This window comes from Psychrobacter sp. NPDC064578, assembly GCF_044901245.1.
GTDB classification, from domain to species: Bacteria; Pseudomonadota; Gammaproteobacteria; order Pseudomonadales; family Moraxellaceae; genus Psychrobacter; species Psychrobacter cibarius_C.
In genome coordinates this window covers 103,411-119,873 of sequence record NZ_JBJDPI010000002.1, presented here as the reverse complement: position 1 = coordinate 119,873, position 16,463 = coordinate 103,411, and the positions used below count along the sequence as shown (strand labels likewise).

14 protein-coding genes and 1 other RNA gene are annotated in these 16,463 nt (G+C 38.6%); 6 read left to right on the top strand and 9 right to left on the bottom strand.

Features of this window, described 5'->3' with window-relative positions:
• Positions 1 to 44: 44 nt before the first annotated feature.
• Positions 45 to 1,484, bottom strand: a complete 1,440-nt coding sequence (locus ACI2JM_RS02470; RefSeq protein ID WP_404641854.1) for a L,D-transpeptidase family protein — start codon at positions 1,482 to 1,484, stop codon at positions 45 to 47.
• Between the two features lie 290 nt (positions 1,485 to 1,774).
• Here ACI2JM_RS02470 and prmB point away from each other — a divergent pair, with 290 nt between their 5' ends.
• From prmB to ACI2JM_RS02450, 4 genes are all read left to right on the top strand, one after another.
• On the top strand, positions 1,775 to 2,941 hold the full coding sequence (gene prmB / locus ACI2JM_RS02465; protein ID WP_201604719.1) for a 50S ribosomal protein L3 N(5)-glutamine methyltransferase: 1,167 nt from the start codon (positions 1,775 to 1,777) through the stop codon (positions 2,939 to 2,941).
• Positions 2,942 to 3,045: 104 nt separating this feature from the next.
• Positions 3,046 to 4,149, top strand: coding sequence for a chorismate synthase (gene aroC, locus ACI2JM_RS02460; RefSeq protein WP_404641852.1), 1,104 nt, complete (start codon positions 3,046 to 3,048; stop codon positions 4,147 to 4,149).
• Positions 4,150 to 4,199: 50 nt separating this feature from the next.
• Positions 4,200 to 5,699, top strand: coding sequence for a hypothetical protein (locus ACI2JM_RS02455; RefSeq protein WP_404641850.1), 1,500 nt, complete (start codon positions 4,200 to 4,202; stop codon positions 5,697 to 5,699).
• 185 nt (positions 5,700 to 5,884) lie between these two features.
• Positions 5,885 to 6,787 carry an AAA family ATPase gene (locus ACI2JM_RS02450; RefSeq protein ID WP_404641848.1) on the top strand — a complete coding sequence of 301 codons (903 nt, stop codon included), beginning with the start codon at positions 5,885 to 5,887 and terminating at the stop codon, positions 6,785 to 6,787.
• A 65-nt stretch (positions 6,788 to 6,852) separates the two neighbouring features.
• Here the strand turns inward: ACI2JM_RS02450 and ACI2JM_RS02445 are convergent, their stop codons facing one another.
• The 3 genes from ACI2JM_RS02445 to ACI2JM_RS02435 all read right to left on the bottom strand — a co-directional run bounded on the left by ACI2JM_RS02445 (position 6,853) and on the right by ACI2JM_RS02435 (position 9,909).
• Positions 6,853 to 7,053 (bottom strand): hypothetical protein, encoded by a 201-nt coding sequence (locus ACI2JM_RS02445; RefSeq protein WP_404641846.1) that lies wholly within the window; start codon positions 7,051 to 7,053, stop codon positions 6,853 to 6,855.
• 186 nt (positions 7,054 to 7,239) lie between these two features.
• Complete coding sequence (gene creC, locus ACI2JM_RS02440) at positions 7,240 to 9,081, bottom strand: two-component system sensor histidine kinase CreC (RefSeq protein ID WP_404641844.1); 1,842 nt, start codon at positions 9,079 to 9,081, stop codon at positions 7,240 to 7,242.
• 45 nt (positions 9,082 to 9,126) lie between these two features.
• Positions 9,127 to 9,909, bottom strand: coding sequence for a response regulator (locus ACI2JM_RS02435; RefSeq protein ID WP_404641842.1), 783 nt, complete (start codon positions 9,907 to 9,909; stop codon positions 9,127 to 9,129).
• A 373-nt stretch (positions 9,910 to 10,282) separates the two neighbouring features.
• On the opposite strand from ACI2JM_RS02435, the gene ACI2JM_RS02430 reads away from it, so the two are divergent.
• Positions 10,283 to 10,954 carry an alpha/beta hydrolase gene (locus tag ACI2JM_RS02430; protein ID WP_404641840.1) on the top strand — a complete coding sequence of 224 codons (672 nt, stop codon included), beginning with the start codon at positions 10,283 to 10,285 and terminating at the stop codon, positions 10,952 to 10,954.
• An 85-nt stretch (positions 10,955 to 11,039) separates the two neighbouring features.
• Positions 11,040 to 11,417, top strand: a transfer-messenger RNA (tmRNA) gene (gene ssrA / locus ACI2JM_RS02425).
• Between the two features lie 77 nt (positions 11,418 to 11,494).
• Here ssrA and ACI2JM_RS02420 read toward each other — a convergent pair.
• From ACI2JM_RS02420 to ACI2JM_RS02400, 5 genes are all read right to left on the bottom strand, one after another.
• A complete protein-coding gene (locus tag ACI2JM_RS02420) occupies positions 11,495 to 12,409 on the bottom strand; it encodes a hypothetical protein (protein WP_404641838.1) in 915 nt (304 codons plus the stop codon).
• Positions 12,375 to 12,710, bottom strand: coding sequence for a transposase (locus ACI2JM_RS02415; RefSeq protein WP_404642203.1), 336 nt, complete (start codon positions 12,708 to 12,710; stop codon positions 12,375 to 12,377). Before ACI2JM_RS02415 ends, ACI2JM_RS02420 begins: the two co-directional genes overlap by 35 nt.
• Before the next feature lie 163 nt (positions 12,711 to 12,873).
• Positions 12,874 to 13,212, bottom strand: coding sequence for an IS630 transposase-related protein (locus tag ACI2JM_RS02410; protein WP_404641836.1), 339 nt, complete (start codon positions 13,210 to 13,212; stop codon positions 12,874 to 12,876).
• Between the two features lie 141 nt (positions 13,213 to 13,353).
• Positions 13,354 to 14,334: a hypothetical protein gene (locus ACI2JM_RS02405; RefSeq protein ID WP_404641834.1), complete on the bottom strand. Its 981-nt coding sequence runs from the start codon at positions 14,332 to 14,334 to the stop codon at positions 13,354 to 13,356.
• 1 nt (position 14,335) lies between these two features.
• Positions 14,336 to 16,459, bottom strand: coding sequence for a LysM peptidoglycan-binding domain-containing protein (locus ACI2JM_RS02400; RefSeq protein WP_404641832.1), 2,124 nt, complete (start codon positions 16,457 to 16,459; stop codon positions 14,336 to 14,338).
• Positions 16,460 to 16,463 lie beyond the last annotated feature (4 nt).

Below are 16,463 nucleotides of genomic sequence, written 5' to 3'. Positions count from 1 at the left end.
ACCTTGATAGCAAGGTCTTTTTTTTATTTATCGTTTATGACTTATCATTTAAGTTCAACGGTCGCGCCATTTTCGATATTGGCATAAACCTCTAACACATCCCAGTTGGTCAAACGCACACAACCTGCAGAGGCTTGGCGACTGATGCCTTCAGGCTTTGGTGAACCATGAATACCATATGAAGGTTTAGACAAGCCCATCCATACGACGCCAACAGGGCTATTTGGTCCTGGTGGTAGCATATGTATTTGTTTGTCTGCGCCTTTACCAACGGTCGCTTTGTACCAAGGCATTTTCACCTTGTTAATGATTTTAAACGAACCTTGTGGCGATGGTGTGGCATCGCTACCGATTGTCGTTGGGTAAGTAGCCACCAGCTTATCGCCGTTATAAGCATATAATGTCTTATCGGCTTTATTGGCAACCACACGGTTAATGCGCTGCTTAAGTGGTGCACGGGTATTTAAAACAGTGATGGTTTCGCCCGCTTTATACTGCTTATTTTTATTGAGCTTATCTAAATAACGCACATCCATATGGAAGCGCTCACCAAACATCTCTTTAATGTCTTGATAGTATAAGCCTTTCATTTTTGACTTGGCTTCTGAACCTGCAGGTGTGCTGGCAAAGTTGGTCTTAATATCATCATCAGTGATGGTGTAAGTCACGAGCACTGGTTTATTCGCTGGAATATTTTTATTTAACGCATCCCACGTTTTTTGATCCATTTTACCTGTGGCCGGCAAGCCTTTCATAGTTTGAAAGTTGATCAGGGCTTTTTTACTGTTCATGCCCCAGCCGCCATCGATGGCGCCAGGAGAAGCATGGTTCCAATCAAGCAGTGCCTGCATTTTGATCGTCATTGCCGAGTTAACTTTCATATTCGGTGTCCATGTGGCACCGTTTACTTGTTTGGCGTAATTCGACAAATTCAGCGTAGTATGTTTTTTACCATTAACATCTTCGATGCTTTTGATAGAAGTGTCTGCTGGGCTAGCATCAGATATGGCTGCGGTAGGGGCAGCGACGGCTTGACCTTCACTAATATCGTCAGTGCTATCAGACTGCACATCTTTACGAGCCAGCTCTTCTACCGTCATATTATCAGCACTGACTGCTTGTTGCGCTGTCTCTACATCGACTTCCTGCTTTTCGTCAATCAGCTGAGTCATACGATCAGGTGAATTAGGCTTCAAGGCAGGCGTGGCTACAACAGGCGCACGACCATCGATTGAGCTACTGCGGTTCTCTTGTACATTAAGGCTAACTTTTTTGGCAATGCTAGGCATTGAGTCAGCGGTTCGTACTGGTAGGGTGCGCGTATTATCAGCAGGTGCGGCAACGGCGCTGACACTGGCAGTAACGATAGCAATTGATATAGCGGTAATAAGAGGCTTCATTTTCATCATATTGGGATACTTATGGTTATAACTAATGGGGCTATTATGCGCATAATTTGAATGCTTCGCAAACTTTTGACACATCTTTTTTCATTAAAGTCTTGCCAAACGTCAACCGTTGACGTATTCACTACAGTTGGGCAATAACTGAGCGAGGGTATGCATAAGATGATGCGCTATTCTTACTTGCAGTCCTCATTATTCACGTTGTTTTTAGAACCATTTTTATGAATATAAAACTGCAAAAATTGGCGCAACTTAGCGTTTATGTCTATAATGGTGAATAAATTTTTATTCAATAGATCGGCTTTTAATAAAAGGCGTTTTAACCCATCCGCATGTAGTCAGTGAACATGTAATCAGCAAGGTGCGATATGTCAGAAGACCAAACAATGAGCGCAGAAGAGTTTCAAAATCAATACTTCAATGACGATGGTCTAGAGAGTGAAATGGTGTTTGATTTAGAGAGTGGGATTCTGGGTGAAGACGATCAATTTGCCAATTTGCCTGCAGAATTAGAAGAGGCCCGCGAGCAATTGGTTAGTATTCGTGATTTTATTCGCTTTTCGGTCACCCAGCTTCGTAATTATGATGTGGTCGTTGCACAAGGCACCACCGATGAGTTTGCTGAAGCATCCGCCATTGTTTTGCATTCTTTGGCTTTAGACTGGTCAGCCAATGAGCAAATTTTAGACTGCCGCTTGACCACCTCAGAGAAGCAGTTGGTACTGAGTTTGTTAGAAGAGCGTATCGCTGAGCGTAAACCATTAAGCTACTTGATTAATTTATCATACTTCTGTGATTTGCCTTTTTATGTCGATGAGCGTGTACTAATTCCAAGATCGCCTATCGCAGAATTGATTCGTCAGCAGTTCCATCCATATTTTGATGTCAATGAGCTTGCCAAGCCACTTGGTAAGAGCGTCAACGAGCAGGCTGCTGTATTTTATGATCACGGTTTAGAGGTCAAGCAGCTGTCGCAGCCTGAACGTATTTTAGATTTATGCACGGGCTCTGGTTGTATTGCTATTGCACTTGCGACGCGTTTCGTTGATGCGCTGGTTGATGCTGTTGATATCGATAAAAGTGCGCTTGAAGTAGCTATGGTTAACGTCGATCATCATGATCTTGGGCATCAGGTTAATGTGATTGAGTCCGATCTGTTTGCTAAGATTCCTGCTGAACACCAGTATGAGCTGATCGTCACCAATCCGCCGTATGTTGATGCGGCTATTATGGCAGAGCTGCCACCTGAATTTTTATATGAGCCAGAGCATGCGCTAGCCGCGGGTCAAGATGGGCTGGATTTGGTGCATCGTATTTTGTTTGAAGCGCCAGATTATCTAAGTCCAGAAGGCTTGCTTGTCTGCGAAGTGGGCGATAGCGAATGGGCATTAAAGCAAGCCTATCCTGAAATTCAGTTTGATTGGTTGAAATTTGCCCACGGTGGTCACGGTGTCTTTGCGATTACCTATGATGAGCTCATGGCGCATCGTGAGCTGTTCAATGCTTACGTGCAACTGTTAGATAGCATTCAATAGAGCTGTCAGGTAATAGAGCTATCGAGTACTAGAACTGTTGAGTAATAAAACCATCGAGATTTACGTGATACTCAAAAATCGACTTCATTTGTTTAAGGATAAATATGGCAGGCAATAGCATTGGACAGGTTTTTACGGTCACCACGTGCGGCGAGTCGCATGGTGCAGGTCTTATGGCAATCGTCGATGGCGTGCCGCCTGGCTTAGCCTTATCTGCAGATGATTTGCAAATCGATTTAGATCGCCGCAAACCGGGCACGTCTAAATACTCTACCCAGCGCCGCGAGTCCGATGAAGTTGAGATTATCTCTGGTGTGTTTGAGGGTAAGACGACTGGTACGGCTATTGGTTTGTTGATTCGTAATACCAATCAAAAATCCAAAGACTATGGCGAGATTAAAGACACGTTTCGCCCCGGTCATGCCGACTATACCTATAGCATGAAATATGGCTTTCGTGATTATCGTGGCGGCGGGCGTTCCTCAGCGCGCGAGACTGCGATGCGCGTGGCGGCAGGTGCTATCGCTAAGAAATATCTACAAGAGCGCTTAGGTGTGCAAGTCCGTGGTCACGTCACCCAAATTGGCAATGAGTACAGTAATGTCCTAGACTCAAGCCAAATTGATTGGGACTTTGTGAATAGCAATCCGTTTTTTTGCGCCGATGCCGATGCTGTCAGTCGCTTTGAGACTTTGATAGATAACCTACGCCGTGAAGGCACTAGCTGTGGCGCACGTTTAGAGATTATCGCCAGTGGTGTACCCGTTGGACTGGGTGAGCCGGTATTTGATCGTCTCGATGCAGATATCGCTCATGCCATGATGAGTATCAATGCCGTCAAAGGTGTTGAGGTTGGGGACGGAATGGCAGTCGCAGGGCAGTTTGGTCATAGCTCTCGTGATGAGCTGACGCCTGATGGCTTTACGGCCAATCATGCTGGCGGTATTTTAGGTGGCATTTCCTCAGGACAAGATATTCGCGTTAGTATCGCGCTTAAACCAACCTCTAGTATCACTACCGCTGGCAAGAGTATCAATACGCAGGGCGAGTCGGTTGATATGCTCACCAAAGGTCGTCATGACCCTTGCGTTGGGGTACGTGCCACGCCCATTGCAGAAGCCATGCTAGCCATTGTTTTATTGGATCACTATCTGCGTCATCGCGGTCAAAACGCGGATGTGATGCAGCCAGTAGAGTCGATTACTTAGTGTTTCATTGTGTTTTTCTGAAAGTACACTTATCTTGAAAAGGCTTAAGCATGTCTGTTTATCACTATATATTAACATGGTCTGAAAATAAGCCATTATATCTAAGAGACAGTCTTCGAAGAATTTTAAACGCTTCTATTGATAATGATGATATTAATGAGCTAACTTTATTAGTCAAGAAAGAACACGGTGATAATACAGTCAATATTCAACCAGTTTTTTATGATCAAACGCATATTCCGACAAATATTCAAACTAATAATGACTATCCAAAACTACTAGGTTTGAAAAATCCTAAAAATATATCTGCTTTACATAGTGAAGCAGATTTAAAGTTTTCACAAGATGGTCTAACCGTCATTTACGGTAATAATGGTTCTGGGAAATCAAGCTATTCAAGAATTTTTAAGAAGTTATGCTGGAGTAGAGCACCAAATATAGAATTGAAAACTAATATTTTTAGAAGCGATCGAACTCAGCAGCAAGTTGAGATAAAAATAGGTTTTGAAGGGCAAGATATTGATTGGATATGGAATCAAAGTAATGAAAGTCATTCTCTGTTAAAGTCTATATTCGTATTCGATAGTGAATGTAGTGAAGTCTATATAAATAAAGATAACCCAGCTGAATATAAACCTGTTGGCATAGATTTGCTCGAAAGCTTAATCGATGTTTTTAATCAAATACAATCTAAGCTAAAATTGGAAATTTCACAATATAATGCAGGCAAGCCCGCTTTGCCAGATTCACCAGTTAACGTACCAATCTCTAGCTGGTATAGTCAGATTGAGAATGTTGATAATAAGCAGTTAAATGATTCTATCCAATTTAATCAAAGCGATATTGACAGAAAAATTTTTTTAGGAAGTATTTTAGATAGCCCAAACCCAAGCAGAGATATACAAGATTTAAGGGTTATTAAAAGCAACTTACAAAGTTACTTTCAAAAAATATCAGGAATTAAAAATTATTTCAGTACTCAAGCTCTAGTTAATATTCGAGATTTAAAGCAAAGTTTTGACGATACTAAACAGGCTTATGAAATAGCTAGCAATGAACTGAATGATTTAAATACTTTCCAAAGCTTTGGTACAAGCCCATGGAGAATTCTGTGGAGTTCAGCTCAGGATTTTGCTCACAGTTCTAATATGTCTGATGGACAAACCTTTCCATCAAATGAATCCTTGGATAAGTGTGTATTGTGTCAGCAAGATCTTGATGAAAAAGCTAAGAGGAGAATGCTACAATTTGAGCAATTTGTTCTTAATGACATATCAAGTCAACATAATGAATTAAATCGAGTATACGATAATAAAAAAATGCTTTACTCAAACATGTCTGTTTCGGCTTATGACAATATTGATGAAATAGAACGCTATGTTAATAACTTTAATGAAATATTTCAGAAATTTGAACAAGAAGTTCGTTTTGCTATCAATTCAATTTTGACTTATTTAGAAAATGGGGGAGGATTGGTATTCCCTATTCCAGTGATGCCAGTAGATATCGAGCCTATATTAGAAGATATTAGTAAAAAATTTACGAACTAGCTCAGGTACAGCAAAATAGAAATAATTTCTGGATTGAATATCACAATATTGCTGCAAAAGAATTCATATTTAATAACAAAGCTATTATCATCCAATATCATAAAGAATTTAAGTATAAACAATGGTTAAGCCATCTAATTAAACAGTTGAATACCTCGATAATATCTAAAAAAATCGGTGATATTATGACTGATGAAGCTATTAATCTACAGCATGATGAGTTCATCGCTCATCTGAACTGTTTTAATTCTGAACTATCTAATAAAGTAAAGATTTCTAAAAGCAGAACGACTATAGGTCAAGCTTTCATGAAATGTAAGTTCAGTGAAGTTAGCGACGATATGGGTACTATTCTAAGTGAAGGCGAACAACGTATTGTTTCACTCTCAAATTTCTTAGCAGAATGTACGATTGATAATAAATTAAATAGTATTATTTTCGATGATCCTGTTACTTCTTTAGATACGGATTATAGAGAGCTTATCGCAGTCAAATTAGTTAATTTAGCTCAAACTAGACAGATTATTGTACTGACGCATGATTTATCCTTTATGCGATTGCTTATGGATATTCATAAAACTGAGACCTCAAATGATTGTGAGATAATAGGAATTGATAAATATAACGGAGTAACAGGTATTGTAACAGATGAAATTCCATATTTAGCTAAGAATCTTCAGGAAAGAATTAACTCAATCCAAAGAATACTCAGAGAGCATGACTCACTTTCAATAACAAATGCTCATGAGCGGGAAGTTAAGTTAGACTCTGCTAGGAAAAGGTTCAGAATGCTATTAGAAAGGTCTGTTGAAGAAGTGCTATCAAACCGTACATATGAACGCTTTTCAAAGAATATTAATTTGAAAAGAAGCCACTTATCAAGCTATGTCGTTACTGAGGAAACTGATATTAATTTCATATTAGATTTGTTCGGTAAATATTCTATTACTGAACATGATGGAGGGATATCAACTATACCTAGGTTACCTAGTAAAACTGACATAGAAGATGATATTAGAGAATTTAGTTTGTGGAAAAATAGCTTTAAAACTAAACTTAAAGCATTTAGAGATACCAGTGTGGGTTAATTTTTGGTGAATCTTAATATTTTAAAGTTAATAAAATTTATTCCGATTTTAGATGACTAGAATCACTAAGCCGCTACTTGATAGTGGTCAATAGCCACGCATTGCTGATGACGAAATACCAATAGCAGTTGTTGACTGGGAATGGCTAACCAATGCCCAAAATCAATACTATCAATCCCTTCACCTGACAGCGCTTGTAAGCAAAAATGACGACTACCGCCTAAGCAGTTTTCTATAATTTGATTTTGTTCAATAGCGTCTTTCATGGCCTTTCTATCCTTAATAGGGATTACGAATTTGAATAACGCTATCGTAAAACAAGCAGATAGAAAACCTGTGTAGGAATGATGGAAAATTCATGGACTGGCATTATTGCTAATCGAAAATAATTTAATGAATTTGAGTAACTGTCTATTTTATCTATCTTATCTTATCTAAGCTAAGCTAAGCCTCTATTCTTTAGTCAAAGGCAAGGTAATACTAACCATCACGCCTGAATATCGCTTAATAGCAGCGTTTTTTTCATTACTATTTTGACTACTGTTATCGCTATTTGCTTTAATATTAGTAATGGCAACATGACCGTCATGATGCTCAATAACTTGCTTCACAAGGGTTAAACCAAGGCCAGTGCCTTTTTTTAAGGTATTACTTGTGACATTGGGCTGCTGTGCTTGTTTGATTTCTAACTTGGAAGATTTATCTGGTGCATGCTCTGAGGCTTTTTCAGCAGCTTGGCTCTGATGCGATAAGCTAAAATAACGGTCAAACGCTTTATCAACGGCATACTCAGGGAGCAATTTACCATTATTAAAGATATCAATAGTCACAGTTTGCGCTGAACCATGTTGCGCGATGCTGTGCAGATAAATAACGACTGTGCTATCGGCAAAATGAATGGCATTGTCCAATACATTTTGCAGCACTTGTACCAACCAAAACTGGTCAGCGAAAACGCTGGTATTTGCCAAGGCATCTGGTGATAAAAGGTCTGTTTCACTAACCCGTTTATTATCAAGATAGATGTCGATAGGCGCTAGGTGCTGCTGTTGCAATTTAGCGCTATTGTCTTTTGCAAGGGTTTGCAACAACGGTAATAGAGGGGTCAGCTGGCGATTCAGCTTAAAAGTCGGTTGCTCAACTTTGGCAAGTAATAGCAGCCGATCAATCAATTGCTGCATTTTGATACTTTGTTCACCAATGGACTGTATGAGCATCTGTTGATCTTCTTTATCGAGCCCATCATCTTCTAGCAACTCACTACTGGCACGAATGGCGGTTAACGGACTTTTGAGCTCATGGGTCAGAGTATGAACATAGTCAGTAACATAGGCGCGATTTTCCAATCGATGTTTCATAGACTCAATGGTATCCGTTAGGCTATTAAGTTCATGACCTAAGTAAAAATAGGGCTTTTTGGTGTCTTCTGCCAGTGCACTGGTATATTGGGTCACAAGGCTGATGCTTTGCTTGAGCCACCAGGCGACCAGTCCTGCTAATATAAGGGCAGCAATACTCATGAGCAGCGCTGTGATAAGCATGCGATTGCGCGTATCGTCTAAATAAGGCAACACGCTAGCGACAGGTTTGCCTACGCTAATGATACCAATCAAGTTGCCAGTGTTATCCTCTATTGGCTGTGCCACATACATCACCGTACCATCTCGCTGATTATGATCTAGCGTTGTACTTCTCGCGCCATACTGACCATTTAACGTTAGATAGACATCATTCCAGCGGCTGTAATCTTGTCCTTCATCATTGTCAGGTTCGGGTAGTGAGTCGTATATGACAACGCCTTTATCATCGGTGACATATATCCGAAAGCTACTAGGGCTTTTATTTTTATATTCTGGATCTGTTGTTTTACTTATCGTGGGCGCACCGATAAATGCCGCATCGAGTTTCGTTTGATACTGCTCATCGTATAGCTGTCCTGAAGATAATGGCATCTTTAAACTTGCTGCCAGCAATTTGCTGGTATCTAACAACGTATCTTCGATGACTTGCTGCGCCGTCGGTTTGACATAACCAAACAGCTGAGTAAATGCGACCACACCGCAGATAATCAGCACTAACGCCAACGCGAGCCAAATCCTAAAAAATATACTTAAATTCAGCAGTCGTTTTGGTTTAGTCGTTTGCTGCGCGGTGCCGATAGGATGCAGTTTTGCATACCAATTGCTTTGGCTGGCATGCGCGCTGTTATCAGCCTTATTAATATGAGTATTAGGATGGCTGTTAGCACTATCGTTGGTTTTATGATTCATATTTTTAGGTGTATTATTTGACATTATAGAAGGTCGGTTTTAATCAAAATATGGCTATGGGTAGTGCAGCTAGGCGGGACACAAGGCGTAACCCAAGCCGCGATGGGTATGGATAACATCAATGCTCGCGTCGACGGTCGCTAGTTGCTTACGAATGGACTTGATATGACTGTCTATAGTTCTCGCCAAGCGATGATCAGGGTAATCGCTCACCGCGCTCAGCAGTTGCTCACGGCTAAAGACTTGATTGGGCGCTTTTAACAGGGTCAATAAGATTTTGCGTTCGGTGTTACTCAGCTCAAGCTTCTGCTCTTGCCACATCAACGAGTAATTAAGCGGTTGGTAGTGCCAGATGCCAGATTGACATTCAAACGTTAAGGCTTGCCCCGACATATTGCTAGAAGAATTGTCATTAACGGTATTATCTGCTGCTGTTGTATGATTAGTAGACTGCTGAGACAATAATTGCTCACGTCGCCAAATGGCTTTTAGACGGGCGACCAACTCGCGCGGGCTAAATGGCTTGGCACAATAGTCATCGCCGCCTACCTCTAAGCCTAAAATACGATCGACCTCATCGCTACGCGCCGTCAAGAAGATGATAGGAATGTCTTTTAAGCCGTCAATATCAGGGGTGTGGCGTATTTGTTGGCAGAGGCTAAGACCATCACCATCTGGCAACCCAACATCCAAGATAATCGCTGATAAATCTTTTGCCTCATCGCTATGTAGCATCGGCAGGACGCTACTGGCATTATCTAGCCATGTAATGTTCCAGCCTTCACGCTTGCAAGTGACTTTCAGTGACATCGCGATAGCAGGATCGTCTTCTACCAATAAAATATGGGTCATAAGCTCTATATCGCTATATAAAGAAAAACTGTTTAAGATAAAGGGGTTATTAATATCTAATGAGATAGGAACATTGAAAAATGATAGTAGGGCATCATACAGTAGCTAGAGTCGGTAGCTAGAGTGCTATCTAAGTTGACGAATTTATCGTAGCACAAAAGTCGCACTCGCTTTTGCTATCAGGCCTTAAAAGATGTGAAAAGTTGATGGAAATTGGCATTATTAGCGAAGACTTTTTTGACTAGCAGTTTTGATGAAAGGCTGTAAAATAATCAGTATTATTATAAAAAATATTGAAATATAGTGCGAATGTCAGTTTTACTAAAAATAGGTTTGATGCGCCTACCATTTTTATTGAAAGGAATTTAAAGATATGAGTAAGTATTTAGATGCGGTCATCGTTGAGCATAATCCAACGCAAAAAAAGATAGACAGAGCCATTATTTGGCTGCATGGTTTGGGCGCGAGTGGTCATGATTTTGAGCCAGTGGTACCACAGCTCGGTTTAGCGGATGATATGGCAGTGCGTTTTATTTTCCCGCATGCACCAAAGCGCCCAGTGACGGTGAATGGTGGTATGATAATGCCAGCATGGTACGACATCTTAGAGATGAGCCTAGAGCGTAAAGTCGATGTCGCTCAGATTGAAGAGTCTGCGCAGCAAATCCGTGATTTGATCAGCCGTGAGATAGAGCGTGGTGTTAAGCCTGAACACATTGTAATCGCAGGATTTTCGCAAGGTGGGGCAGTGGCATATCATGTGGCACTTGGCTACCCGCAGCGTTTAGCTGGCTTGATGACACTCTCTACTTATCTAGCGACTAATGATAATATTAGCTATAGCGCTGCTAATAAAGATATGCCAATATTGATTGAGCATGGTACGCATGATCCAGTTGTTCCTGTAATTTTGGGCGAGCAGGCGCAGCAGTTATTATCCGCTAAAGGCTATAATGTTGCTTATCATACTTATCCGATGGCACATCAAGTTTGCATGCCGCAGATTCAAAATATCGGTAAATGGCTCAATAAAGTACTGGCTTAGAGAGATCAGCTGTAACGTAATGTAATATAAATATTATATATGTTGAAAGTCGACCTATAAGTCCTATATAATAGATGACCTTATTGGGGATGTTCTGGCTTCGACGCTGGTAATGAAACTCAATGATGCATGTCGAGAGTATATGTCCTCTCGTTAATCAAACATATATTGTTATAGTCGCAAACGACGAAAATTACGCTCTAGCAGCTTAAACCCTGTTTACATGGTTTAAACCTGTTTACTTAGTTGCTGATCACCTACAGTTGGTCAACTAAGTTGAAGCGTCCGCATGTAGGCTCGCCACAAGTGATTGTCTCAATCGCTTGGGTTCAAAAGTAGAGAATCGTCCAATCCATCCTGACTGTCGGATCGGTGCGGATTAAATCTAAAGACAGAAACTAAACATGTAGATTCATGAGCGTAATGCTGGCGGACGCGGGTTCAACTCCCGCCATCTCCACCAAATATTAAAAATCCGACCACTTAATGTGGTCGGATTTTTTTTGGTTTAATTTTAAATGTAGATAGTTGAAATAAAAGTTAAAAGGGACAATTAACTGATTCTTCATTAGCAAAAAAAGTTATTTCGTAATTATAAGTATTATTGACGCAAATCTGTGCATCATTGACAGTAGTAAATTGCTCGGCGGTTAGAGTAATAGCCATTGTAAAATCGATCACTTGCTGTGGCGATCTCAAATCTTTAGTTAAGTCATTAGCAGTAAAGTGAATCTTAGCGATGTGGTTCTCAATATTCACTGTAAAGCTATCATTGCCAAAATTACTAGACTCAAACCCTAGTTTTTTCTCTTCTGGTGTTAAACCGTTCAAGTATTCTTGAATAGTGTTCTTTAGTGGTGAATCTTTATCTACATGTCGAATAACATAGCCATAGTCATCCATATTTGGGTTTATAAAGTATACTTTGACCGCTAGTTTATCTTTAATTGACTGCTTGCTCATTTTATTAAGATAGCTTTTATAGTTTTTGGTATATATTTTTTCGATGAGAGTATCAGGTTCATTAGCAAGATGAGGTTCTGTAGCAGCTATATATTCATCCACGAACGGCCATAGAAAATAGGATGAACAAGCATCACTTTGACATATCAAGTTTAAATTATTATGATTTTTATCAATTAATTCAATTCTAGAATTAGGATAGATATTCGCTTCATATACCTTATCTTTGTATGTAATTTTAGTGGAAGCTGTAAATGCAAAATCAATAGGAGACAAATCACGAATATTATTAATAGTGCCGTTATATTCTTTAAGGTTTTTTAAGTTTATGATACTGTCAAACTCATTAAAATTCTTCCAGTAGTCACATAATAAGAGTTGATCATTATTAAGTTCGAAATCATCACAGTTTAAGGTAATATTATATTGAACACTATTGGATTCTCGATTGATATAGTCAATCCAAGATAAAAGAAGTACAGCCCATATCATGAAACAGTTTTGGTAGATTATTCTCCATCCAACCTTGGCGTAGAAACTTAGCTTGTGCCCATTTCTTTTCAATAGGATTCAAGTCAGGGCTATAAGGTGGTAAAAATAACAGGCGATGGCCGTGTCTATTAAGTAGCTTTTGCACGCGTTTATGAAAGCTTGCATTATCCATTACGATTACGCACTTGGTTTTCAGGCTCGGTATTAGCGTGTACTTGCACCAGTCATAAAATATATGGCTGTTGATATTCTGTTCAAAGTAATCAAGCGCAAATAGCATCTTTTTATACAAAGCACCGATGACATTAGTACGCTTTTTTGCTTGCCAGTTGTAGCTGTCGATACAGGGTTTGCCTCTCGGTTACTATCCGTAAGGTCTGATAGTTTCAGCTTCAAAACCGCTTTCATCCATATAAACGATGGGATAGCCTTGAGTCATATAATCATTTAAATGATTGAGATACTTAGCTCTTTTTATCAAACAGGCTTTTGGATGTTCTAAGGTCTTTTTTTTGACTGATACCTAGCCGTTTTAATGCGGCTTCTATACCTGATTTACTACAGCCTAAACGCCGTGCTCGCTCGTACATATAATCGTCTGGATGCTGCTCAACATCTTTCAATAAGGCTTGATTTGATATTTTAGTCGGTGCTTTATTTCTGGTGGTTTTAGGAACTAAGCTCTGCTGCCAGCTGTGAATCGAGCTTGTGCTAAGCTGATAAAAGTTAGCTGCTTCTCGAATGGTCATGCCGTCTTTAATGCTAAGCAGTACTTGTTTGCGAAAGTCGATTGAATAAGTCATCGTTTGTTTCATTTAATGCAATTGTTAATAGGATTGTATCTGTTTTATCTAAGATTGACTATACCGTATTCAATACCTGAGCTGTCCGTTTTATGTGGTTTGATATTGATATTGTGATTTTTACAATCTAGTCAATGGGTATCAATTTAAAAAATAATCACACTCTCTGTGCTCCTTTATTAGCTTATTACTTTTTTTATAGCGATAATCGCAATCGACTAATTGAAATTGGCTACCATTGTTTTCTAAATTTAATTTAAACTTATATGTTAGGGTTTTTTCTCTACTGAAATCAACTTGAGAGTTCTGTAATCTTGGAATATTATTAATATTAATTGTATAAACTCCATTCTTTACTTTTACATCGCCTAGGTATATTTCGTCTCTTTCATAGTCATTTTTTTTCGTGACCCCAGTACGTTTGATATCTTGCCTTACACAGCCTTCTGGGTAAAAATCCATGATTTTATTCGACTTTTTATGGTAAAGGTATAAGCAAGAACTCCAACTATAATCTTCAAAATGTAAGGCAGACCCTTCGCTTTCAATACTTAGTATTGAAATATTGTCGTCGGAATAATTTGAACTTATATGAATGTATTCTTTATTCTTAAAACTAACATTCAGTCTTTTCTTACTTTTTCCTGATACAAAATATGTATCAAAGTTATTACTAAATACTTTTCTAGCTTCTTCTTGACCATCAGTAATTGTAGGAACCTTAATAACTTTAATAGGATTGGAATTCGTTACAACAGCAATAGGCGTAGCATTTTCAGATGGAGGGTCTTCTGAATATATCTTAGTCAAAAGCTTCTTACTGTACTGACTCGAAGGGTAATCCATTGCACGAATAAAGAAGTCATCTGTTACTTCGAGATTAATATTATTTGATAAAGGGTCTATCTCAAGTATGCTTGTAGACTCTTTGTTGCTAGTTTCATGAGTTTCGTAAGATGATGGTGCATTAATATTTTTCTTTTGCTTTTCAGTTTGAGCTACAGAATTATCTTCAGAATATTTATCTGATAGATCCTTGTTATGCTGTTTGGCTTCACCAAAACTACAAGCAGTACCGCTCAGGCAGATGCTCATTGGTATGAAGAGTAATTTAATACTCATTTTATTGGACTCCGTTTTCAGTAGTTGAGCAATTATCTAATAGGGGAAAAGGATCATATCGATATTCAAGTTTTGTATTACCACCTAAAGACTTAGTTACTTCATCTCTGACTTCAAAATGAAGATGAGAACCTTTAGAGATAGAGGTCATACTACCTGCATTACCTGAATTACCGCTAAGACCAATCGGTTTTGTAATGTCTTCAATTAACTCATCGGCGTCAACCTTAATTTTGTTTAAGTGACAATAGACGAAATATACAATATCTTTATCAAAGTTTAATTTATTTTTTAGAATATTCTGTTTGCTTTTTGGTAAATCATCAATATTACACTGTAAAATTATCGAATTACCATAGCTACCGTATGAAGTGGCAAATACGATACGTCCTTTACAAACCGTATAGACAGGACTATTGAGGGCTGCTTCTAAGTCGTTGCCCTGATGCAGCTTTGAATGACGCTTAGAAGTTTTACCGTGTCTTGATATCTCATTTGTAGCTAACTCTAAATTCTTTTTGTTATAACTATTGCTTTTATAAGTCAACGGAGCAGAGCCATAACCGAAGCGTCTAACTTGGCAGGTATCAAGTGGATTTCGCCATTGATTCCCTCCACCCACATTAGCAGTGTTTTTTGCAGGAGCAGGAGCAGGAGCAGGAGCAGGAGCAGGAATACATTTTTCATTACTCTTACTTTTATATGAAACGCCTCCCAAGATGACAATAATAGCGTCAAGACTATTTATACAGATATTATCAGGAATTTTATGCATAAAATTTTTAACATTTATGTACGAATCAATATAATCTCTAATCCAAGTTTGATAAGCTTTAACCCCATTTTGATTAGCTTCTTTCATATACTTTCTAAACTTGTCTTTTTCTCCTATTTGTATAATGAGCTTTTTTTTCATTAAGCTACTACTTGTGTACTCATTTTTTATTAGTCTTTCAGAACCTGATGGTCCATCATGATGAGCAAGATAAGCTATCTTAGCTAAATCAGCTTTACTAGTGATTTTATTAATAGGTAAACGTTTTCCTAGAGTCTCAAGATTCATTTTAGCGTAGACCATTCCTGCATCAATCGAAAGTTCAGGATTATATTTAAGTTTTAATAATTGCGCATCTGTGAGAGGATGCTTTTGTTTGTACTTATAAAGTAGTGAGTCAGACCTTTTGGAAATGTCACGCCAAGTACCATCTAACATTTGAGTCATTCCGCCTGCTGATGTTGTTGGATTCTGAGAGTCTGCTTTCCAACGACCTTTCAATGAACCACTGCCTATTTTTGCTGATTCTGCGTTAATTATTGCAGCTGTAGTAGGAGCATTGAATCCATGCCTTTTAGCTGCACTAATTATAAATTGACGATATATTTCGTTATTTGGATGAAGTTTTAAATTTTCATCATTGAAGAATTCTGCCAATACATGGGTCGGAGTGCCGCCATCTGTACGAATTACTTCATTGTGATCTTTCACAGGAGAGTTTTGATTATTAGTTTTTGTTGGAGCTTTACTTGATGTTTTGGACTTATCGGTTTGAGTGCTTTTATTATCATCCGACTTACTTTCAACTTCCTTTTGAATAGGAGGAGTTGGTTGTCGGTTTTCTTTTTCTAAGACCTTGCTTAAGTCTTTTAGCTTTTCTAATTGATGCCCTTTTTCTGGAAGATTACTCCCAGAAACTTTCATCATTCTTGAGGTTAAAGTCAAACTTTTTTTCCCTAAAGGAAGAGTAGTGTGATGAGCAATTAATTGAAACTTTTTATGGACATTTAAAAAATAGATCTTGATACCTGTATGTCTATCCTTGATCAAAATATCTACAGTTATACTGTTAGTAATTGCGATAGTTTCGCATTTACTATCATATTCGAGTTGAAGAGTAGCTTTATTGATAGGTTTAAAAGCAGAGTCCAAAAGTTTTATTCTTAAAGTCGTATCATAACTTTCACTTTCGTCAAGGTGTAAAAATATTTTTTGTCCAATACTTAATTGATGTATTTTTTTACCCTTAATTTTATTCCAGTCAGCTAACTGTTTGACACTAACGTCATAAAATTGACCTATGCCCCAGAGTGTGTCGCCTTTTTTTACAATATGTGTTTTTTTAGTCATTATA